The organism is Bacteroides sp. D20 (assembly GCF_003436255.1).
Classification (GTDB): domain Bacteria; phylum Bacteroidota; class Bacteroidia; order Bacteroidales; family Bacteroidaceae; genus Bacteroides; species Bacteroides uniformis.
On record NZ_QSOO01000003.1, the window covers coordinates 1 to 23,635 of the forward strand.

General features: G+C 44.2%; 15 protein-coding genes. 14 read left to right on the top strand and 1 reads right to left on the bottom strand.

All coding sequences use genetic code 11. The features are described 5' to 3' along the window. Positions 1-326: 326 nt before the first annotated feature. Positions 327-1,391 carry a hypothetical protein gene (locus DXD78_RS03650; RefSeq protein ID WP_117652535.1) on the bottom strand — a complete coding sequence of 355 codons (1,065 nt, stop codon included), beginning with the start codon at positions 1,389-1,391 and terminating at the stop codon, positions 327-329. Positions 1,392-1,621: 230 nt separating this feature from the next. Here DXD78_RS03650 and DXD78_RS03655 point away from each other — a divergent pair, with 230 nt between their 5' ends. From DXD78_RS03655 to DXD78_RS03725, 14 genes are all read left to right on the top strand, one after another. Then, positions 1,622-2,626, top strand: a complete 1,005-nt coding sequence (locus DXD78_RS03655) for a LacI family DNA-binding transcriptional regulator (RefSeq protein WP_005824684.1) — start codon at positions 1,622-1,624, stop codon at positions 2,624-2,626. Positions 2,627-2,703: 77 nt separating this feature from the next. Next, positions 2,704-4,491, top strand: a complete 1,788-nt coding sequence (locus tag DXD78_RS03660) for an L-fucose isomerase (protein WP_005824683.1) — start codon at positions 2,704-2,706, stop codon at positions 4,489-4,491. A 14-nt stretch (positions 4,492-4,505) separates the two neighbouring features. Next, positions 4,506-5,729, top strand: coding sequence for a DUF6786 family protein (locus DXD78_RS03665; RefSeq protein ID WP_008662244.1), 1,224 nt, complete (start codon positions 4,506-4,508; stop codon positions 5,727-5,729). Positions 5,730-5,754: 25 nt separating this feature from the next. Further along, positions 5,755-7,185 carry an L-fucose:H+ symporter permease gene (fucP, locus tag DXD78_RS03670; protein ID WP_016272203.1) on the top strand — a complete coding sequence of 477 codons (1,431 nt, stop codon included), beginning with the start codon at positions 5,755-5,757 and terminating at the stop codon, positions 7,183-7,185. 11 nt (positions 7,186-7,196) lie between these two features. Then, a complete protein-coding gene (locus tag DXD78_RS03675) occupies positions 7,197-8,837 on the top strand; it encodes a ribulokinase (RefSeq protein WP_117652536.1) in 1,641 nt (546 codons plus the stop codon). Between the two features lie 28 nt (positions 8,838-8,865). Next, positions 8,866-10,047, top strand: a complete 1,182-nt coding sequence (locus tag DXD78_RS03680; protein ID WP_117652537.1) for a glycoside hydrolase family 172 protein — start codon at positions 8,866-8,868, stop codon at positions 10,045-10,047. A 201-nt stretch (positions 10,048-10,248) separates the two neighbouring features. After that, entirely contained in the window at positions 10,249-11,655 is a 1,407-nt protein-coding gene (locus tag DXD78_RS03685; RefSeq protein ID WP_117652552.1) for a DUF4185 domain-containing protein, read from the top strand. 599 nt (positions 11,656-12,254) lie between these two features. Next, the gene (locus DXD78_RS03695) at positions 12,255-12,680 is read left to right on the top strand and encodes a glycoside hydrolase family 97 C-terminal domain-containing protein (protein ID WP_229098466.1); all 426 of its coding nucleotides are present in this window, start codon (positions 12,255-12,257) and stop codon (positions 12,678-12,680) included. A 101-nt stretch (positions 12,681-12,781) separates the two neighbouring features. After that, positions 12,782-14,230: a glycoside hydrolase family 125 protein gene (locus DXD78_RS03700; protein ID WP_117652553.1), complete on the top strand. Its 1,449-nt coding sequence runs from the start codon at positions 12,782-12,784 to the stop codon at positions 14,228-14,230. A gap of 31 nt (positions 14,231-14,261) precedes the next feature. Beyond that, positions 14,262-15,455 (top strand): glycoside hydrolase family 172 protein, encoded by a 1,194-nt coding sequence (locus DXD78_RS03705; RefSeq protein ID WP_022400938.1) that lies wholly within the window; start codon positions 14,262-14,264, stop codon positions 15,453-15,455. 179 nt (positions 15,456-15,634) lie between these two features. Further along, on the top strand, positions 15,635-18,721 hold the full coding sequence (locus DXD78_RS03710; protein ID WP_117652539.1) for a TonB-dependent receptor: 3,087 nt from the start codon (positions 15,635-15,637) through the stop codon (positions 18,719-18,721). A gap of 16 nt (positions 18,722-18,737) precedes the next feature. Beyond that, entirely contained in the window at positions 18,738-20,660 is a 1,923-nt protein-coding gene (locus DXD78_RS03715) for a RagB/SusD family nutrient uptake outer membrane protein (protein WP_117652540.1), read from the top strand. A gap of 20 nt (positions 20,661-20,680) precedes the next feature. Further along, entirely contained in the window at positions 20,681-21,565 is an 885-nt protein-coding gene (locus tag DXD78_RS03720) for a hypothetical protein (RefSeq protein WP_117652541.1), read from the top strand. Positions 21,566-21,681: 116 nt separating this feature from the next. Next, entirely contained in the window at positions 21,682-23,625 is a 1,944-nt protein-coding gene (locus DXD78_RS03725; protein ID WP_005824777.1) for a glycoside hydrolase family 172 protein, read from the top strand. Positions 23,626-23,635 lie beyond the last annotated feature (10 nt).

Here is a 23,635-nt window from a genome sequence, read left to right on the forward strand (position 1 = left end):
CTTCAAGGCCGGATTAAGTTCTTCGAGAACTTCGCCGGAAGGAAGACCCCAACAATAGTTAAGAAGTATCTCTTAAGTTGACTTTAAAAGATTGTTTTGAGATTTTATACTATGAAAAGTTGTATATATATAAAAAATGAGAACAGTAGAAATAGAGTATCTATTTTCTGCTGCTCTCATTAGAGTAATAAGCTATTTAGTAAGTTTTGTAATTTATCCTTTTCTTATTTTTATCCACCTTTTATCCTTTTCTGTTCTATAAATTAAGAACAAAAGAGGGGATAAATAAGGAGGAAAAGAAGTTCTACCCAAAAAGTAGTCCGTTCTTATTTCATAATGTGGTTTATTAATTCTTCCGGTGAAAGAGGTGTGATACCAAAAATATAGCTTTGACCAAACTGAAATGGTTCAGTCAGTTCAAAGTTCTCATAAGCGATACCACCAGGTATCGGAGATTTACTTGCCCAATAAGTATAACGACCATTCACAACTCCTTCTAACTCATTACTTGGATTGGAACAATACCAATATTGCGTTGCTTTTTTACCAGTATATTTCCAATGTGTATGTGTATCTTCAGCATATACAGCTTTTGTAGGGTCTTTCTCATCAGGTGACGCTATAAACCATACACCTCCATTTTTATCTTTTATCATTTCTGCCACTGGAGTATGGTTATGTTCTGTGAAATTAGAATCTTTATAGCTCGGCCATAATTGGCCGGCTTCTTTCGTTTTACCATCTGCGAGATGTAATGTCCTAAGTCTTGCTTTGTTTCCCATAGTAGCTGTGAGTATAAAACGATTTAGCTCATCTGACTCTTCCGTGGTATACGTAGTTAATTCAAACTCATAAGGCTTTCCTTCTGTGAATTTAGTCCGGACATAGATATCCGCACCATTATCAAAAGTTTCACAAAAGAAATACACAGTAAGTGTTTCAACTCCATTTTCCTTTGCTATTACTCCGTGAGCTGGATAATATTGATTTGGGAATGAGGGAGCTTCAGGAGTATTCCCACTCCAAAAACGTTTTCCACGAACATTATCAAGTTGACTCCATTCCAATTCTGAGAGCCCCCTATTATTTTTTGCTTTATCAATTGGTTCAAAAGCAATGAAATTGGTAACAACAAATTCATCATGTTCTAAATAAGGTGTATAGATACGAATTAGCCCACGTGGACCTCCTAATGGAGCAATTCCTATTCGGATACCATTTGCAAATCCCCAAATGGGTTGTGCTTTTGTATTTTGAGCAGGTTGTAACCATATTCCATTTTTTTCCGGAGTTGCTAAAGTTTCCGGAGCTATTTGTAGGTTAGTCTGTCCATAAAGGTAGTGTATTCTGCATGCAAAGAATAAAAGTGTAAATAGAATCTTGGTTTTCATGATTTTAAAAGTTTAAAATTAATTTTTATGTGTCGTTTATGGTAGTTCATATCGTTTTTAGCATGATTTGGTACTGCAAATATAAAAATGTTATAACGAATTAGCAAAATAATTTGCAGATTTAATTTTTATGTTTATATTTGCATCGTGAGAATACGATAAGTGCTACTGATTCAAGAGGTAACCTAAAAGTATAATACTATTATATAGCAAAAACGTTACACAAATATATGTCGTCACTAAAAAAAATATCGCTGAAGGATATTGCTGAAGCTGCAGGCGTTTCAACAGCATTGGTTTCGTTCGTTTTGAATGGGAAAAAGAAAGAGTATCGCGTGGGAGAAGAAACTGCCCAACGCATATTGAAAATTGCCAATGAAATGAACTACCAGCCTAATCTTGCGGCCAAAAGTCTTCGTAGTGGCAAAACAAAAACAATAGGATTAGTGGTTTCTGATATTTCCAACCCATTTTTTTCTCAATTAGCGCGTGTATTGGAAGATGAGGCAACCAAACGGGGATATACCGTACTTTTTGGAAGTTCAGATGAGGATAAGGATAAGATGACCCGTGTTGTTAGTAACCTTATTAATAAAGGGGTAGATGGACTCATCATTGTTCCTTGTGACAATTCTGAGAAATCCATCGCTTCACTTGTGAACAATAATATCCCTATTGTTTTGTTCGACCGCTATTTTCCGGAAATCAATGTCAGCTATGTGGCGTTGAATAACTTCAATGCTTCCTATATATCAACCAAACATCTTTTGAATGCAGGCTATAACGCTCCTTGTATGGTGGCTTATGATGTCAACCTTATCCATATGAAAGAGCGTATCCGTGGTTATAAAAAGGCTATGGATGAAGCCGGTAAGAGAAACTTGGCTAACGTGGTCTTTTTGAGGCAGGATGCTCCCAGAAAGTCCGCAGACCGTTTGTTGCCTAAAATGATTGATGGCGGTGTAGACGCTTTTCTTTTTGCCACCAACATGATTTCATTGGCTTGTTTATATACAATAAAGGACATGGGAGAGGGAATTATTGGTAAAATAGGTTTAGTGGGTTTTGACGGTAATCCGGTATTTGACTTTTTTGATGCCCCTATATCCTATATTCAGCAGCCTATAGATGTTTTAGTACAGAAAGCACTTGAAATACTGATAGATATCATTATTAACGGTAATACAGTGCAGTCTGTGCTTGCCGAGGGAGAATTTATTGAAATGGCTCCTTAGGAGAGCTGTTTTTTTTACATGATAGCTTAATCGATTTAGTTAATTTTTATATTAATCTCAATAAAATCAGTTGAACCATGAGAAATTCAAGATTAATCGGTGGAAAGCCGAAAATTGGTATCAGACCTATTATTGACGGTCGTCGTGGAGGTATCCGTGAGTCATTGGAGGATATGACTATGGCCATGGCCCATAAAGTGGCCGAGCTTTATTCTTCTGTCTTACGTCATAGTGACGGCACTTCCGTAGAGTGCGTCATTGCAGATACAACTATTGGTGGAGTGGCTGAAGCTGCCATGGCGGCTGAAAAATTCCGTAATAGTGGAGTCGGTGTTGTACTTTCTGTAACTCCTTGCTGGTGTTATGGATTCGAAACTATTGATATGGACGGAGAAATGCCAAAAGCCATCTGGGGCTTTAATGGTACAGAACGTCCGGGTGCGGTTTACCTGGCTTCAGCATTGGCAAGCCATACACAGAAGGGATTGCCTACTTTTGGCATTTACGGACGTGATGTACAGGAGGTGACCAATATGGAGATACCGGAAGATGTACAGGAAAAATTGTTGCGTTTTGCCCGTGCAGGTATAGCTGTGGCTACAATGAAGGGGAAATCCTATCTTTCAATCGGCAGTGTATCCATGGGCATTGCAGGCTCTATTCCCAATCCTGATTTCTTCCAAGAGTATTTGGGCATGCGTAATGAGTATGTGGATGCCAGTGAGATAGAACGTCGTGTCCAGTTGGGCATTTATGACCATGAAGAGTTCGCACGTGCCATGGCATGGACAGAAAAGTATTGCAAGAGTAATGAAGGGACAGACTTTAATCCGGAACATCTGGTATATTCCCGTGAAGAGAAAGATGCCCGTTGGGAATACGTGGTAAAAATGACTCTTATTTTCCGTGATATGATGATTGGCAATCCCAAATTGGCTGAAATGGGGTTCAAGGAAGAGTCAATGGGACACAATGCGATTGCTGCGGGTTTCCAGGGACAGCGCCAGTGGACGGATTATAAGCCTGACGGTGATTTTTCAGAAGCTATACTGAATACTTCTTTCGATTGGAACGGTATCCGTGAAGCATTTACTTTCGCTACGGAAAATGATACGTTGAATTGTACTTCAATGCTCTTCAATCATCTATTGACCAATACTGCACAGATATTTGCGGATGTGCGTACTTATTGGAGTCCGAATGCCATAGAACGGGTAACGGGTAAGAAATTGGAAGGTAAGGCGGCAAACGGTTTCATTCACCTGATCAACTCCGGTTCTTGTACGCTTGATGGAACAGGCTGTCAGACACGTGACAATAAACCGGTAATGAAGCCTTTCTGGGAAATTACGGAAGAGGAAGTGGAAGCTTGTCTTTCTGTAACCAAGTGGCATCCGGCCAGTCGCGAATATATGCGTGGCGGTGGTTATTCTTCCCAGTTCCTGACTCGTGGTGAAATGCCGGTAACAATGTGCCGTTTGAATCTCGTAAAAGGTCAAGGTCCGGTATTGCAGATTGCCGAAGGCTGGACAGTAAATTTGGATAAGGATGTTTTCAAGGCTATCAATGAACGTACTGACCGTACATGGCCTTCCACTTTCTTCGCTCCACGTCTGACAGGTAAGGGGTATTTCCGTGATGTATATACTGTTATGAATAACTGGGGGGCTAATCATGGCGCTATCAGTTATGGTCATATCGGTGCTGACTTGATTACTCTGGCTTCCATGCTTCGTATCCCGGTATGCATGCACAATGTTTCTGAGGAAAATATTTTCCGTCCCAGTGCATGGACCGCTTTTGGCGAGGATATGGAAGGCAGTGACTATAGAGCTTGCAAGAATTATGGACCTCTCTATAAATAAAGGAAACAGGCGTTATGTTGAAATCAACCAAACTGAAAAACACTCTGCTGGTAGGTGCAACTGCAATACTTGTATCATGCGGCGGACAAAAAGAAATCAAGATGGGAAGTTATGCTTATGATGCCCAGTTCTTAAAGGACCACGGCATTGAATATACTGAATTGGTATCTGCTGATGGGAATTCTAAAGTGATGGTTATTCCTGCATGGCAAGGCCGTGTAATGACTACTTCTGCTTCCGGCGATGAAGGTGATAGTTACGGCTGGATTAATTATCGTTTCATAAATGAAGGCAAAGTCAGTTCTCAATTTAATCCGGTAGGAGGTGAGGAACGCTTCTGGCTTGGTCCGGAAGGTGGTCCGTTCTCACTTTATTTTAAGGAAGGACAAGAGCAGGTTTATGATAATTGGATAGTTCCTCCGGTACTTGATACTGAAGCTTTTGACATAAAGTCGCAAGACAACAGTAGTATCCGTTTTGTGAAAGATACTCGTTTGACAAATGCTTCCGGTACTACTTTTGATATGAATATTGACCGTACTGTATCGTTGATGGATGCTGGTGAAGTTGCTGCCGATTTTAATATCCAGCTTACAAATGATATGAAAATTGTAGCTTACAAGAGTGAGAATAAGATTACCAATACAGGTGACAAGGCATGGACAAAAGAGGGTGGTCTTGTATCTGTGTGGATGCTCGGCTGTTTTAATCCTACACCGACCACTACTGTATTCATTCCTTATAAGCAAGATGCGGAAGGAACAATTGTGAATGATGAATATTTCGGTAAGATACCGGCGGATAGGCTGATAAAGGAAAATGGTATTATCTATTTCAAGATTGACGGGCTCTATCGTTCCAAGCTGGGATTGCCGGCTTCACGGGCAACGGATATTTGCGGAAGTTATGATTCGTCGAAAGGCGTACTCACAATCCTGTGGTGTAGTCTTCCCGAAACTCCTTCAGTCTACGTAAATGGCCAATGGGGACCTCAGGAAGATCCGTTTGCCGGCGATGTAATCAACTCTTATAATGACGGTCCGGTAGAAGACGGTTCTATAATGGGACCTTTCTATGAAATTGAAACGTCTTCTCCCGGTGCGGAGCTGGCTCCCGGTGCCTCATTGGTCCATACGCAAAAGGTGATTCATATACAAGGTAAGGATGAACAATTGGTTCCTATCGTGCAAGATTTATTTGGAGCGGATTTGAATGTAATAAAAACAAAGTTTCAATAGGGTAACTATATAATGGAGAATTCGTATGGAATCAAATAAAATAATACCGAAAGGAATCCTCTTCCCATTCATTCTGCTCACTACTCTTTTCTTTGCCTGGGCTGTGCCGAATAATCTGACAGATACTATGCTTGCAGCTTTCAAGCGCATCATGAGTATGAGTGATTCAAAAACAGCTTGGATACAGGTAGTGTGCTATTTGTTGGGATATGGATGTTGTGCTGTTCCCGGTGCCTTGTTTATCAAGAAATACACTTATAAATCAGGCGTGATGCTGGGGCTTGGTCTATATGCATTTGGGGCTTTACTGTTCTATCCTGCCATGCTTAGCTCGGGAGTGAATGTTGATTTCAGCTTCTTTATGTATCTGCTGGCAATCTTTGTTCTCTTTGCCGGACTTTCAGTTCTGGAGACGTCTACTAATTCTTATGTATTGGCAATCGGTCCTGAAAGTACCGCGACACGCCGTTTGAATCTGTCTCAGGCCTTCAATCCGTTCGGAGCGATTACGGGAGTGGTGATCAGTCAGATTTTCATCCTCTCACAACTGAATGGAATGACAGCGACAGAGCGTGCCCAACTTCCGGCTGAGGAGCTGGCCGCCATCCAGGGGCAGGAATTGAATGCTGTTACTACTGCTTATGTGGTACTTGGTCTGGTGATGTTGGTGCTCTTACTTGCTATTCGGCTTACCAAAATGCCTAATCTTAGTGAAAAAGGTGAAAAAATAGAGTTTGGTGCCACTCTTCGTCGTCTTATAAAGAATAAGAATTATGTATGGGGTGTAATAGCACAATTTTTCAATATTGGTGCACAGATAGCCGTATGGTCATTCGTGATCCGTTATGCTATGGTACAGCTGAATTTTGACGGTGTATTGGCTTCTTTAGGAGATTCTGCTTCTGCAGATGCTGTTGTAAATGCATTACGGGGAGTGGAACCGGTAGCTGCCGCATTCTATAATTGTTGTGAATGGCTTGGATTGAATGATTTGCTGCCACGTACAGCAGAACAGGCTGCAGCTACTTACTATATCATGTCACTTATTCTCTTTGTAGTAATGAGATTCGTATGTACTGCCATGATGAAATATGTGAAAGCTTATAAACTCTTGATAGGACTTGCGCTTCTTGCTGTAATGTGTTGTTTGGGTGCCATGTTCGGCAAGGGCAGTTTCGGCGTCTATTGCCTGATGGGCATTTCTGGTTGTATGTCATTGATGTTCCCGACCATTTATGGTTTTGGTCTTACAGGTTTGGGGGATGATACTAAGATTGGAGGTTCATTCATGGTAATGGCTATTGCCGGTGCTGCCGTTCTGACCCAAATTCAGGGTATTGTCTCCGACCAGACGGGTAGTATTATGGCTGCATATGTTGTACCGGCCGTTGCTTTTGCAGTGATTGCCTATTATGGGTTCTTCATTGCAAGAAAACAAGAATTGACAACCAAATAATGCTTTAGACTATGGAATCAAACAAGAAATACGTTATCGGTCTTGATTTTGGTACGGATTCTTGTCGTGCACTGGTAGTGGATACATATACTGGCCGTGAAATGGCTACGGGGGTAAGTTTTTACCCCCGTTGGAAAGCGGGACTTTACTGCGATGCACACAACAATCGTTATCGCCAACATCCATTGGATTATATTGAATCCATGACAGAGGCTGTACATATAGCTTTATCTGATTTGAAGGAAGAAGAAATTACTTCTATTTGCGGATTATGTTTTGACACAACTGGTAGTACTCCTGCTTTAACCGATAAGGCAGGAATGCCATTAGCTTTGCGCCCTGAATTTGCAGAAGAACCGGATGCTATGTTTATTCTTTGGAAAGATCATACAGCTGTTCGAGAAGCTGAGCAAATCAACGCACTGATCAATCAACGCAACCTTGATTATTTGCTTTATGAAGGTGGTACTTATTCATCAGAATGGGTATGGTCAAAGGTTTTACATATTATTAACACAAACGTCGCTATAAAGGATGTTGCTTATGCTTGGGTAGAACATTGTGATTGGATGACCGGATTAGTAACTGGTAATACTATTCCGGAACAGATCTTTCGTAGCCGTTGTGCTGCTGGACATAAAGCAATGTGGCATGCCAGTTGGGGTCTTCCTTCCGGCGAAGTTCTCGAAGAACTTAATCCGGCCTTGAAGGAAATGCTCCCCCATCTGTTCACAGAAACCCACACCAGCGACACCAAGGCAGGGGAACTGACACCCGAGTGGGCAGACAGGCTTGGACTTCCCCAAGGAATCGCCGTGGCTGTGGGGGCGCTGGACGCCCATATGGGAGCCGTAGGCGCATCCGTCGCCCCGGGGATACTGACACGTATCATGGGAACATCCACCTGCGACATCATGGTTGCCGGCAAAGACGAGGTAGGCGGACGCTGTATCAAGGGAATCTGCGGCCAGGTGGACGGTTCGGTGCTTCCGGGATTCATCGGTTTCGAAGCCGGACAGTCGGCTTTCGGAGACATCTACGCCTGGTTCAGGAAGATGCTGGCATGGACACTGAAAGATATCCCCGGAGGGGAGGCCAGGCAGAAAGTTCTGGACGGCATGCTGGTGGAACTCACCCGTGAGGCCCAGGACATGGAACCCTCCGAGGACGGTGTTGTCGCCCTGGACTGGATGAACGGCCGCCGTACCCCCGATGCGAACCAGAACGTGAAGGGTGCCGTTGCGGGACTCACACTGGGTACCAGCGCCCCGGAAATATTCCGTGCGCTGGTGGAAGCCACCGCCTTCGGTTCCCGCCGTATTGTGGAGCATATGAAGGGCCAGGGGCTGCGCATTGATTCGGTCAATGCCATCGGAGGTATCAGCAAGAAGGCGCCCTTCGTGATGCAGACGCTGGCAGACGTGCTGGACATGCCTATCCGTGTGGTCCGCTCGGAACAGACCTGTGCCTTGGGAGCGGCAATGTTCGCGGCAGTTGCCGCAGGGGTGTACAAGGATATCAATGAAGCGACAAGGCACATGGGGTCGGACATCGAAGCTGAATACCGGCCGGATGAAAAAAGAGCCCTCATCTACGAAAAACTATACAAGAAATATCTTGAACTGGCAAAACTTGCTGAAACCATTAACTAAGTATACAAACCATTAATCTATTTAAAACATGAGAATCAAATCATTAATTTTAGCGGCCTTATGCATGGTCACCGTGAGTGTTTACGCCCAAAGCAACTACCCGTTCAACGGTCTGGACATGAACATGGGTAACCTGTCAAGACTGTCCGATGCGAAGACACGTTCCATTAGCCCCGAGAACTTCACGGGCGAGAAGGGCAAGGGCGGCATGGCCGACCCGGTCAGGGACAAGGACCAGCGGAATGTGGCCAACGCCCACCATGCGGCCAAGGACCTGGGCAAGGGTTGGAAGGTAAACCCCTTCATCATCGTGAAACCGGGAGAGACAATCACGATTGCGGAAATCGAGGGTCCGGGAGCCATCCAGCAGATCTGGATGACACCGACCGGGAACTGGCGCTTCTCCATCCTGAGAATGTACTGGGACGACGAGAAGGAGCCTTCCGTCGAATGTCCGGTGGGTGACTTCTTCTGCAGCGCATACAATGAATATGCACAGCTATCCTCACTGGCCGTCTGCGTGAATCCGGGCAGCGCCTTCAACTGTTACTGGAAGATGCCTTTCCGCAAGAAAGCTCGTATCACGCTGGAGAACATCAACACTGCCGAGGAGATGCGTCTGTACTACCAAATCAACTACACCCTGACAGAAGTTCCTGAGGACGAGGCCTACTTCCACGCGCAGTTCCGCCGCTCCAACCCGACCCAGGGGTCACTGCACACGCTGATTGACGGTGTGAAGGGCAAGGGACAGTACGTGGGTACCTACCTGGCGTGGCGTGTAAACGACAACTGCTGGTGGGGTGAAGGGGAAATCAAGTTCTACATGGACGGTGACAAGGAATATCCGACTATCTGCGGAACCGGGGCTGAGGACTACTTCTGCGGTTCGTACAATTTCGAGAACCAGAAGACGCACCAGTACCAGGAGTTCACCACCCCTTATGCCGGTATGCACCAGGTAATCCGTCCCGACGGGCTGTACCGTGCGGTGACCGCTTTCGGGCTGTACCGCTGGCATATCCTTGACCCGGTACGCTTCGACAAGGACCTGAAAGTCACGATACAGGATTTGGGATGGCGTCATGACGGACGCTACAACAACCAGAAGTCGGATATCTCGTCGACCACTTTCTGGTACCAGGCCGAGCCGCATGCCAAATTCCCGGCTTTGCCGAGCAAGGACGATTTGGAAATTCCAAGATGGTAAAATTGGGTATACCCAATATTTAAAATTACGTTGTTTTTTTATTAACTATTAAATCAAAGTATTATGAGGATTTCTTTTAAGAGGAATGGTTTCATAGCATTGGCATCAATGCTATCATTTGCAGTGTATGCAGGGGATAATTTGCCTCTTGCAACTGCTGCATCGGGGGGTTACGATAAATTGAAAAATGAATCAATAGACATGAAAAACATATTATTTATAGCATTCTCTTCGTTTATACTTTTATTCGTTTCTTGTACTTCTGAACAAGAAACTGAAACTTATATTCCTATTGATGAAATTATACCTTTGGATACTTATTTGATTCCAAATAAGGATACAAAAATTGTATCAACAACATTGAATTTTAAGGATATTGATGCCATAGATTATTTGCTGGTTAGAAAGAGTGTAGGTGACAGCTATTCAGCTAAGATAAATCAAAGCGAACTTACGTCTGATTATATTTTCAATTATACCATTCAAAAAACAGATCCACAGAATTTTCGGCTAGTATTGGCTGCCTTTTACAAAGATGGTAATATGTCGAAAGAGCTCTCTTTGAATGTGGATAACCGTTGGGGTTTTTTTATTCGTAATGTTACTCGTATAGCTCGTGTTACAGGGAGTATAATAAATGGAGAAAACTTTCCAAGTCCTAATAATACTGCGACAAAATGGAATGTAGGAGGAACAGATCTTGGCATTATTTGGGAGATGCAGCCCGGAAAATATGGAATTTTCTTTGGTGATACTTTTGGGTATGACTTTAAGCCTAATCCGGCTAATCCTGGACCTAACGGAGGGAGTTGGCGTAGTAATGTGCTGGCTTTCTCGGAGGATAATGATTTAGAAGATGGATTGTCATTCAGCAATATGGTTACTGATGATAAAGGGTATGCCCGCGAGATAATATATGGAGGAAAAGATTCGTCAGGTAATGGTGATTGGACTTCTATCCCAACAGCTGCTATTCGTGCTAATGGAATAGATTATGTGCATTATTTTAATATGAGAAATTGGACAGGATGGGTTACAAATTATTCGGGAATATATAAGTCGGCTGATAATGGTTTGACATGGGCTAAATGTAAAGATATAACCTTCTCATCTTATAGTTTTTTTGGTCAGGTAGGGTACTTTAAGAAAGATGGATATGTTTATATGATAGGTACTCAAACGGGGAGGGATAGCAATGCTAAATTAGCACGATTTCATGAAACAGATATTGAGAATAAGACAGCTTATGAATATTGGAATGCTTCTACTAATCAATGGATAAAAGGCAATGAAAATGAGGCAACAGTATTAATAGAAGATAAGGTTGGTGAACTTTCTTTTATATATAATGAAACACATAAGAAATGGATAATTGCTTATTTCAATGCAGATAGATATAATATAACTATGCGTACGGCAGAAGACATAACTGGCCCATGGAGTGAACCCTATGAGCTTGCTAATGGTAGAGAGTATGCCCAATTGTATGGTTCTTACATTCATCCGTTGTCGGTAACTGGTGATAATTTATATTTTACGATGTCAATGTGGATGCCTTATAATGTTTTTTTAATGAAGGCTGAATTGGCTGATATGGGAGAGTTTTAATTATATTGATAAATATAATATCATGAACACACGCACATTAATTATAACTTTTGTTTGGATGATAATGTCCAACATAGGCATCTTTGCTCAAGAGCATTGGGATGCACAAGAGAGAATTGAGTTGAATAAGGGTGTTTTTCCGAAGAATTTTAGTAAAGCTATTGATATTATACAGTATGATTTATTAGGAATTGAGAGAGGAAAAAGCCATGTGAAAGTGATAGATAACAACACTTTGTACATAAACCTTTCTTTTTCGCTTAAAAACTTTGTTCAACAAGGTGATTGGCGTATAGCGGTAAAGCCGGATTTTTTACCTTCATTCCATTGGGCGCCACATCTTACTCCTACTGATAGAAATGTCATCGATCAACATGTATTCCGTTCTCCTGCCCTTATCGTAGCAGACGATCATCAAACTCTTATTCTTATCCCCGATTTGGATATTATGCAGAAGGGGACTCCTGTACGATGGTATATGGATATGGACGCATCCTCTAATACACTTATTCTCGGAATGTGTAATAACCATGTATCCGAACACGTTCTGTTTGAGCGTGATCAAGAAACTACTTACCCAATATGTAAATCCTCATGTAATGAGCACACGCTGCCATATGTTGGCCATGTATGTGGTTTTGGAAAACCATCTCACCTCGTTGTGCGATACGCCAAAGGCTTATGAAGGTCAACCGGGGTTCGAGGTGCTCCGTACCGTGCCGGGAACGTGGGATGAGATAAGAGTTCCGCTGGCAAGGATGAATGAGCATGTCACGGTGGCCCGCAGGAGCGGTTCGGACTGGTGGGTAGGCTCGCTAAACAACGGTGCGGAAAGGAATCTGAAATTGGAATTGGACTTCCTTAGTGAGGGAGACTACCAAGCAACGATCTATACCGATGCAGAGGATGTGGACCGGAATCCAAACCATCTGGACAGACAGGTACGGAAAGTTACAAGGAAGGATATCATTGAACTGAATCTGGCAAAGGATGGAGGAGCGCTATTACATATCAGAAGGTTATAAGGGTGATGTTTATCAGTTGAAATTGTATTTCAATCAGTTGTTAGTTTGTTAGGATAAGAAGATTGTTCCAGGATAATATTTTTAGTCAATGGATTTATAACATGAACAGAAGAAATTTTATAAAGAGAGTGGGCCTTTTGGGGGCAGGATATGCGCTGAATAAAAACTTGATGTTTGCGAATTCAGGCGTAGCTTCGACAGCTGCCTCTTTTTCGTCGTTTCCAACAGTAAGGAAGCCTATATCGGAAAGGAACTTCAAAAGTCCTGCCATTGAAAAGGCCATTACTACTTTTAAACAGAAGGTCAAGAATGAAGAACTGGGCTGGCTGTTTGGGAATTGTTTTCCGAATACGTTGGACACAACCGTTTTTTATTCAGAAAAGGATGGCCGACCGGATACATATGTGATTACCGGTGATATTGATGCCATGTGGTTAAGGGATAGTTCTGCCCAAGTATATCCGTATTTGGATTTCATGTCTGAAGATAAGAACCTGCAAAGACTGATAATTGGCGTTATCAATAAGCAGACCTCCTTTATATTGAAGGATCCGTATGCCAATGCCTTTTATGATGATGATACGAAGTATACAAGATGGAACAGCGACCATACGGAGATGAAACCGGGTATTCATGAGCGTAAATACGAGTTGGATTCGCTTTGCTATCCCATTCGCCTGGCATATGGATACTGGAAAAAGACAAATGATGCTTCTCCTTTCGATGCGCAATGGAAGAAGGCGATAGAAACCGTTTTAAGGGTCTGCAAGGAACAGCAGAGAAAAGATGGTAACGGGCCTTATAGCTTTCGCAGAACTTCGGAATGGGCTATAGATGCTGTTCCTATGGGTGGAGTGGGCTATAAAGTAAATCCGGTCGGATTGATTTGCTCTACTTTCAGGCCTAGTGATGATGCCACTATCTTTCCTTTTCTCGTCCCGTCCAATTTCTTTGCGGTGGCCAGTTTGAGGCAGGCTTCCGAAATGGTTCAAAAGATAACCAAAGACAATGTACTGGCTGATGAACTGTTGGCGTTGAGTAAAGAAGTTTATAATGCTTTGCAGACTTATGCCGTGGTGAATCATCCGAAGTTCGGTAAAATCTATGCTTTTGAAATAGATGGCTTTGGATCGGCTTATCTTAGTGATGATGCCAACGTCCCTAATCTGCTGGCGTTACCCTATCTGGGTGGTGTTGATAGTGATGATGCAATTTATGCCAATACCAGAAGATTCGTGTGGTCGGAATACAATCCTTATTTCTTTAAAGGTTCTTATTTTGAAGGGATAGGAGGACATCATATTGGTACGGACATGATATGGCCGATGAGCCTGATAATGAAAGCCCTGACTGCTCAAGACGATAAAGAGTTACAGCAATGTATCCAGATGCTCCAGAAAACGCATGCCGGTACCGGGTTCATGCACGAGTCATTCCACAAGGATGACCCCAAGAAATTCACAAGGAGCTGGTTTGCATGGGCCAATACATTGTTTGGAGAATTGCTGTGGAAAACATTCAATGAGAAACCATATTTATTGGAATATTAATCATCTAATTAATCAATGTAAACAAAAATTTATGAGAAGAATTACAAAATTCAGTTTGTTACTCTCCCTTGTTCTGGGATTGTACTTTCCTACTGTTTTTGCACAGTCGAACATGACGAACGAAATGTTTGACTTGGCAAAGTTGAAGTCGGGTGTAAAAAACAAAAGAATCTCCAGTACAGATCCTACCGGAGGTAACAGAGATCACTTGGAGCCCTTCAAACCAGGTGAGAAACGCATCATTGCAGACATCAAGGGAACGGGAGTCATCAACCACATTTGGGTGACGATTGCGCCTCCACCTCCCACTTTGAGCAGAAACGACATTATCATTCGCATGTATTGGGACGGCAACGATTATCCTTCGGTAGAGTCTCCCATCGGCCCTTTCTTCGGACAAGGCTGGGATGAGAGATACAACTACGCATCCTTGCCTCTTTCGGCCGGTCCTGAAAACGGTACCGGTCTGTCGTGCTATTTCGCTATGCCTTTCGAGAAGGGCGCACGCATTGAAATTGAGAACCAGAGCGACCGCAACATAGATGCTTTCTACTTCTACGTGGATTATCTGGAGATGGCGAAGCTTCCCAAGGACATGGGCCGCTTTCATGCCTGGTATAACCACAACCTGACTGAAGCACTTCCCGAAGGCGAGACGGAGTGGGGAGTTACCGGTGCCCAGAAGCCGAACACCACCGGCGAACGCAACTATGTGTTCATGGAAACCCAAGGCAAGGGACACTTTGTAGGTATCAATTACTATGTGCATTGTCCCACTCCCATGTGGTATGGCGAAGGTGACGACATGTGGTTCATTGATGGAGAAAAGGTTCCCTCGCTGATAGGTACAGGTACGGAAGACTTCTTCAATACGGCCTGGTGTCCTAAAGAAGCCTTCTCGCATCCTTACTTCGGTTATCCCCGTGTGAACAATGATATAGGCTGGCTGGGTCGTACCCACGTTTACCGATTCTTCATTGAAGATCCCATTTTCTTTGAAAAGAGCCTGAAGGGAACCATCGAACATGGCTCCAACAACAACTTGACGTTGGATTTGTCTACCGTGGCTTATTGGTACCAAGATTCGGCTGTGGCTCTTCCCGAAGCTCCTACAAAGGCACAGCGTGCTCCGAAACCTTTCATCAACCATGTTGATATACATCGTTGGCGGGATGCCTGGCGTAAGTCCAAGGGTAACAAAGCCACTCTGTGGGGCAACGAGTAAACTTTTGTAACGCTCTTTTTTTATACGTTCATAGGCTGATATTTATATCCGGGGTTTTGCCATTATATTGGCAAAACTGTGTCTCTATATTGGCAAAACTGTGCCACTATATTGGCACGACTATGGAAAAATAGTTCTACGGAGCAGCAAATTCAATAAATCATTAATAAAGGTACGAAATGAAGAATATTCCCAAAAAGCAATTTGCGGGCTGGATGCTGATGCTACTGTTGTGCATCAGTATCTCGGCATTTGCCCAGTCGCCTAAGAAGGTGACCGGACGTGTGATGGATGCACAAGGTGAGTTACTCATCGGTGTGAATGTGACGGAGGCGGCAGACCCTTCTAATGGTGTGGTGACGGACATCAACGGTACGTATACGATTACGTTGAAAGGTAATAAGCCGTCATTAAAATTCTCTTATATCGGCTTCAAGGATAAAGTGGTAGCGGTAGGCTCCAAAGGAGTGCTTGATGTAGCTTTGGAAGAAGATGTGGCAGCCCTTGACGAAGTGGTGGTAGTGGGCTTCGGAACGCAGAAGAAAGCTTCTGTGGTCGGCTCCATTACCAATATAGAGCCGGCCAAGCTTGCCGCGGCTCCCAGCCGTTCGCTCAGTAACAACCTGGCGGGTATGGTTCCCGGTGTGATTGCGGTTCAGCGTAGCGGTGACCCTTGGTTCAATAACTCCGACTTCTGGATTCGTGGTATCAGTAGCTTTACTGGCAATACCAATCCGCTGGTATTGGTGGACGGCGTCGAGCGTTCGCTCCACGACATCGACCCTGAAGAAATCGCCTCCTTCTCCGTGTTGAAGGATGCTGCCGCCAGTGCCGTCTATGGTGTGCGCGGTGCCAATGGTGTAGTGATGATTGAGACCAAGCGCGGCAAGATTGGAAAGCCGCAGGTGAACGTCCGCTTCGAACACTCCTTTACGCAACCCATCAAGATACCCGACTACATCGGCAGTGTGAAGTATCTGGAACTGATTAACGAAATGTATGCCGAGCAAGGTAGAGCCCCCTTTGCCAGCGAAGCCACCTTGCTGAACTACAAGAATCAGACCGACCCGGAACTCTATCCCGATGTGAATTGGTGGGATGTTATCTCCAAAGACCATGCAGACAACACGAAGGCGAACGTTAGTGTCAACGGTGGTACGGACATTCTTCGTTATGCGTTGGTGGCAGGATATTACAATGAGAACGGTATCATTGAACGCGACAAGAACCAGGAGTGGGACTCTTCCCTGAAGGTGAGCCGATATACGGTACGTTCCAATGTAGATGTGAATGTGACTCCCACTACCTTGTTCCGTGCCAATGTGGGCGTGTTCCTGCAAACCCGTAACGCTCCTCCGGGAGACACGGAAACCAATCATGGCATTTTCTATCAAGCCATGCGTGTACCTCCTTACGTGCATCCGGCCATCTATGCCGATGGACGCATTCCCCGTGTGATGTACAAGCAGAACCCTTGGGCGTGGGCCACACAGCGTGGATACGAAAAACTAAACCACAATAAGATTGAATCCCTAGTATCGTTGGAACAGGATTTGAAGTTCATCACACCGGGACTGAAGTTCAAGGGAACCTTCTCTTTTGACAAGTTCTCGGCAACTTCCGTGACACGTTCCAAGAACCCCTATTACTACAATCCCGCCACCGCACGCGATGCAGAGGGCAACATCATCACTGATGTGCAGACCACCGGACAAGAGTTCCTGGGCTATGAAAAAGGAGCTAAATGGGGCGATCAGTCCATCTATCTGGAAGGAATGTTCTCGTACAACCGCATTTTCGGCAAAGTGCACGATGTGAACGCCATGTTCCTCTACAACCAGAAGGAGTATGACAATGGTGATGCGCTTCCCTATCGTACCCAAGGCATAGCCGGAAGATTCTCTTATACTTACGACAGCCGCTATGTTGCCGAGCTGAACTTCGGTTACAACGGCTCCGAGAACTTTGCCAAAGGCAAGCGCTTCGGCTTCTTCCCCGCCGTGGCGTTGGGATGGATTGTATCTTCCGAGAAATTCATGGAGCCGGTTTCCGATGTCATCTCCAACTTGAAGCTGAGAGCTACTTGGGGTAAGGCCGGTAACAGTAACATTGGTGGTAACAGACGTTTCGCCTATATTTCTACCATTGTCAATACCGGTTCGTACAGATGGGGTACAGATGCGGAAATCTATCGCCTTGGACGTTCGGAAGGCGAAATCGGTGTGAACAACTTGACATGGGAAACCGTGACCAAGATGAATGCCGGTATCGACTTAGGTCTATGGAATGGTAGCGTGAACCTCGTAGTGGATGTGTTCAAGGAAAAGCGCGATGACATCTTCATGCAGCGTAAGAATGTGCCTGGTTCTGCCGGATTCAACCGCCCTGTTTGGGCCAATTATGGCAAGGTCGATAATCAGGGATTTGATGTGTCTTTGAATGTCAACCACAAGTTCAATAGCGATTGGGCCATTTCCGCTATGGCAAACTATACCTACGCACACAATAAGGTTGTGGAAATAGACGAACCTGCCGCCATCTTGGGTACATACCGTTCGCAAACTGGTAAACCTGTAGGGCAATTGTTTGGCTTGATAGCGGAAAGGCTCTTTACGGAAGATGATTTCGATGAAAACGGTATGCTTAAGGAAGGAATTCCGGCACAGAAGTTCAGTGATATGAGTAACCTACGTCCCGGTGACATTAAATACAAAGATTTGAACGGGGATGGTGAAGTGACCGCAGTAGATAAAACAGCCATTGGCGGTACACGTATTCCCGAGATTGTCTATGGTTTTGGAGCTACAGTAAGCTATAAGTCGTTCGATTTGGGAGTATTCTTCCAAGGAACAGGTAAAACCTACCAGCTCTTGGGCGGAGAGACCTGGTTGCCGGGTTCTTCCTTAGGTGCTGGTAACATCTATTCGAACATTGACGACCGTTGGACACCCGAAAATCCGAGGCAAGATGTATTCTGGCCCCGTATGGGAGACAAGGCTGTGGCAAACAATGAACAAGCTTCCACATGGTGGTTGCGTGACATGAGTTTCCTGCGCCTGAAGAATCTGGAACTTGGATATACCCTTCCGCAACGTTGGACTACCAAAATTGGCATCCGCGGCTGCCGTTTGTTTGCAAGAGGAACCAATCTGCTGACGTTCTCCAACTTCAAGCTTTGGGACCCCGAACTGGAAACTACCGATGGATTGAGATACCCACAGATGAAATCTGTATCAGTGGGTTTTAGCATCAATTTCAACAATTAATTAAGATACGAAGAAAATGAAAAAATATAAATCTATAGCAAAAGCTGTCTTATTGTCGTGCACCCTGGCATTGACAACGAGTTGCAACGATTTCTTGGACAAGGCTCCCGACGACCAGCTTACCATGGAGATGATTTTCACGGACAAGATAAGGACTGAGGACTGGTTGGCAGGTGTTTATTCATCCATTCCCAGCCCCATGTGGGGGTATTTCAAGGAGCAAGGTTATAACATTATGGGCGATGATATCACTATTCCCCAAGATTGGTCGCCGTATGGATGGAGAAGTGTGTATGCCTACACCACCGGAAACTGGAGTCCTATCTCAACATGGGTCCCCAATTATTGGGTAGAATTGCACAAGCGCATACGTTCCGGCCTTATCTTCTTGCAGGAGGCAAAAGTACTTCCGGAAAAAGACCTGACGGAATCTTATGTCAACCAGATGAAGTACGAAGTCCGCTTCTTGATAGCCTACTATTACTCTTTGATGATTGAGTTGTATGGTGCCATACCGTTTACTCCCGGTGTGCTTGTTGCCGTCGATGCGCCCGAATCGGAGATGATGACGCCCCAAAGACCCTATGCCGAAGTGGTAGATTGGATTGACAAAGAGCTGCTGGAAGTGTCAGAACATCTGCCCGCTGTCTATCCCAATAATACCGATTGGGGCAGGGCCACCTCTATCATGGCTTTGGCAATACGTGCCAAAACACTGTTATTTGCCGCAAGTCCGTTGTTCAATGGCAATCCGGACCTCAAGGACTGGAAGAACTCAGAAGGAGAATTCCTTTTTGATGCCGAAGCCAAACCGGAAAGATGGGAAAAGGCTGCCAAAGCTCATCTCGACTTGATAAAGGCAGCCGAAGCAGCCGGACATAAGCTGTACTATGAATATAATGTGGATGGAAGCATTGACCCCTTCATGTCTTACTATAACATGTCGTTGAAACGCTTCTCAGAAGGTAATAAGGAGATTCTTTTCGGACGCCCCGAAAATGAGAACCTGAACTCCTGGCAGGCTCATCATCTGCCGAAAGGTATCGGTGGAAATGCCGCTATGGGTGTTACTCAGGAACTGGTGGACGCTTTTTATATGAAGAACGGTGAAATGCCTATATTGGGATATAACGAGGATGGTTCGCCCATTATCAACCCGGAATCGGGGTATGTGGAAAACGGATTCTCTACCAATACAGAGTATAGAACCACGAAGTGGCCGGGCGGTGGACCTTCGAACCTTGCCAATAAAGAAACCGGTGTAAGCCCGGTAACAGAAGAAGGTACCTACAACATGTATTGCAACCGGGAGCCTCGCTTCTATGTTTCCGTCATCTATAATGGCGCATGGCTGGGAGTTGATAACCGTCGTGTGAACTTCCTTCAAGGAGGCCGTGATACGGATATGACTTTCGACTCTCCGCAGAACGGTTATAATGTCCGTAAGCGAATCTCTTTGGATGTACTTCCCAGAGATGGAAAGCATGTATATCAGCCGGGTATCTTATACAGAATGGCTGAAGCGTATTTGGGCTATGCGGAAGCATTGAACGAGTCTTCGCCAGCTCCCACTCCCGATGTATATAAGTATGTGAACTTGATTCGTGAACGTGCCGGAATTCCCGCTTTGAAGGAAGGGCTGAGTAAGGAAGAAATGCGTGCCGCCATTCAGCAAGAACGTCGGGTAGAGTTCAATTGTGAAGGTATCCGTTTCCATGACCTCCGTCGTTGGAAGATTGCCGACAAATACCTGGGCGGCAAGCTTTATGGTATGAATCATGACGGTTCTGAGAAGAGCGATGATGTGAACAATCCGAAGGCTTTTTATAAGAGAACTTACTACAAGAGCCGTACCTTCAACAAAAGAATGTATTTATGGCCCGTTCCGCAGGCTCAGATGGACATCAACCCCAATTTGAGACAAGCTCCCGGATATTAATAAATAATTAGAGAACAAGTATGAAATCAATAAAATTCATTTTTTGTACGATGGCGTTAGCGTTTACCACATTGATGTCTTGCTCGGATGATAATGAGGTGGACTTGTCCAATCGTAAGTTTGTCCGTATCGATCAATCGGCAGTTTATGTGGAGATTGACGAGAATGTCACTGTCACCGCTTCCGTTGACACTTTGGCGGGTGATTCCTATCTGTTGAAATGGAGCGTGCTCGATTCCGATGTAGCGACCATTGAAGGTGTAGAAAACAACGCAGCCGTCATTACGCCTATTGCCGTTGGAAAAACGGTTATCAAGGTAGAGACAGCCGATGGCAAGTTGTGCTACTTTAGTGACTTGACTGTTACCAAGACTCCTAAGACGTGTTACATTGACTTTGGTGTCATTGATTCTCCGGCTCCGTTTAACAACTATAGGAATCCCAGAGACCCCGGATTGGTAAATATGCTCGACCAAAGAGGTCGTCCTACTACTTTCGGCATCGAGGTGGACAAACCGTTTTCCGGAAAATTGGCTCGCGGTTTGAATAATAATTTGGGTCTTCCAAAAACAGCTTCTGAGGATATGTTTTTCAGCGACGGTATTAAGATTCCGCTCAGTGGATTTAAGGTGACAGGTCTCTCTCAAGGAACAAAATATACGTTCAGTTTCTATGCTCACATCAATGACCGTGGAACTGAAACCGAGTTCCATGTAATCGGAAAGAACGATGGCGTTGCTTATTTGGTTAGTGACTATAATTTAGATAGAACGGTAGAGATTAAGGGTATTGAGCCTAATGACGAAGGTGTTGTTTATATCGAGATGAAACCGGGCCCGAACAATGTACAATGGGCCAAATTCTTTGGCGTAAATACCATGGTACTTTCAGAAGAGGAGAATTGATGTGGTTTTATAGACCATAATCCTTTCTATTGAAATAATACTGTCAGTGAGGAGAGATACCGTTTAAACAGGCATTCTCTCCTTGCCTTTTTAAAAAACATATAGTAAAATAGTTTATGAAAATTAATTTGAAAGAAGTTTCTGTTTTCTTGTCTGCCATTCTATTGGCAGGCTCGTATGCCGTGGCTCAGAACCCATACAGATGGACGGATGAGCTGGAGTTATTGAAAAGAGTGGATAAATTGCCGGAGTATCGCACTGGCTCTTATGTGGAGCAGTTCTCGAGTTACGACCGTACCGGAGGCAATGATGATGGTTTTGCGGGTACTTATTCTTTCCTTCGTAAGGAAGGTGATAAGTTGGTGATTGCTGAGATGGAAGGCCCCGGAGTCATCAACCGAATCTGGACTCCTACACCGACGGACAATATGCTCTATTTCTATTTTGATGGACAGAAAGAGCCCGGTCTGAAAATAAAGTTCTCGGATTTGTTTTCCGGTAAGGTTTATCCGTTTACAAAGCCCGTTTGTGGTAATGAAATCGGTGGTTTTTATTGTTATCTGCCCATTACGTACAAAAAGTCCTGCAAAATTGTTTTCGATGGACCTAAATTGGAATTCATTCAGATACAATACCGTAACTTGCCGGAAAAGAAGGTGGAAACCTATACCGGTGAATTCTCACAGCAGGATAAGGATTTGTTGGCTGAGGTGAATAGAATATGGGCTGACTTGTCTCCTGCTGTAACGAATTATACCTTTGGAAAATCAGCTGGTGTACAGACGGAAGAAAAGGTATTTACACTGAGTCCGGGAGAAGAAGTTTCTTTCTTTGAGATGGCAGAACCGGGACGTATTGTAGGTATGTCGATTGATGGCGGAACATCTTTCGAAGGTTTATACAAAGATGTGATTCTTTCAGCTAAATGGGATAATGAGAAGGTGGAGGCTATTTATGCCCCCGTTGCTGATTTTTTTGGATATGCCTATGGAAAAGGAGCAATGCGGAGTATCTTAATGGGTAAGCAAGGTACTTCCAACTACTGCTATCTGCCAATGCCTTTTGACAAGTCAGCTTCTATGAAGATGATTTATAAAAAGAGAGAAGGTATTCAGCAATCTCCTATTTCTGTAAACGTTAAAGTGTACTATAACAGTAATAAGCGTAATGTGAAGGAAGAGGGTAAGTTCTATTCTGTATGGCGTAGAGAGAAAACTCCTCTCGGCATTTTCCATAAGTTTGCTGCACAAAAAGGAAAAGGACATTATGTAGGAACCATCCATCAGGCACAAGGCCTGCGTCCGGGAATGACCTTGTTCTTCGAAGGGGACGACAGCACTTACGTAGATAATAAAATGCGTCTGCACGGCACCGGTTCCGAAGACTATTACAACGGTGGCTGGTATGCTTTATTGGATCGTTGGGACAGAGGAAACAGCCTCCCTCTCCATGGTTGTCTGGATTATTCACTTCCGATGGCCAGAACCGGTGGATACCGTTTCTTCTTGGCCGACAAAATGTCCTATGAGAAGGAAATCTATCATGGAATGGAACATGGTGAAGTAAAAAATAATTTCCCGGTAGATTATACATCTGTTGGATTCTTCTATGCAGCCCAGCCATTGCAAGGCAGAGAAGAACCTACTGCTGAATTACGCACTGTATATCAGCCGACAGAACATATTTATTTCCCTCAATTGATGCAGCTGAGTCTTGGTGGAGGTGTCCAGGTAACAAATGAGCGTGGAATCCGTATGACCACCCAGCATGGAGGAGTAGTGCGCATCATGCTGAACGATGTGCCCGAAGGAAAATATAAAGTGCTGATAAACTATTTCGAGAAACCGAATGGTGCCGACTTCCAGGTTTGGCAACGCCAGAAGCAACTGTCCGGATGGATCTCTACTAAGAAGGACAAAGAAGTGTCTAAAGACAGAGTACATGTAGGAGACATCAATTTGACGGAACAAACCAATTCGGTCACTTTCCATGTGAGAAATAATAACGGTGGGGACCAGTTTGAACTGGGACTGATTATCCTGGAAAGAATAAAGGAATAGATGTGGGAAT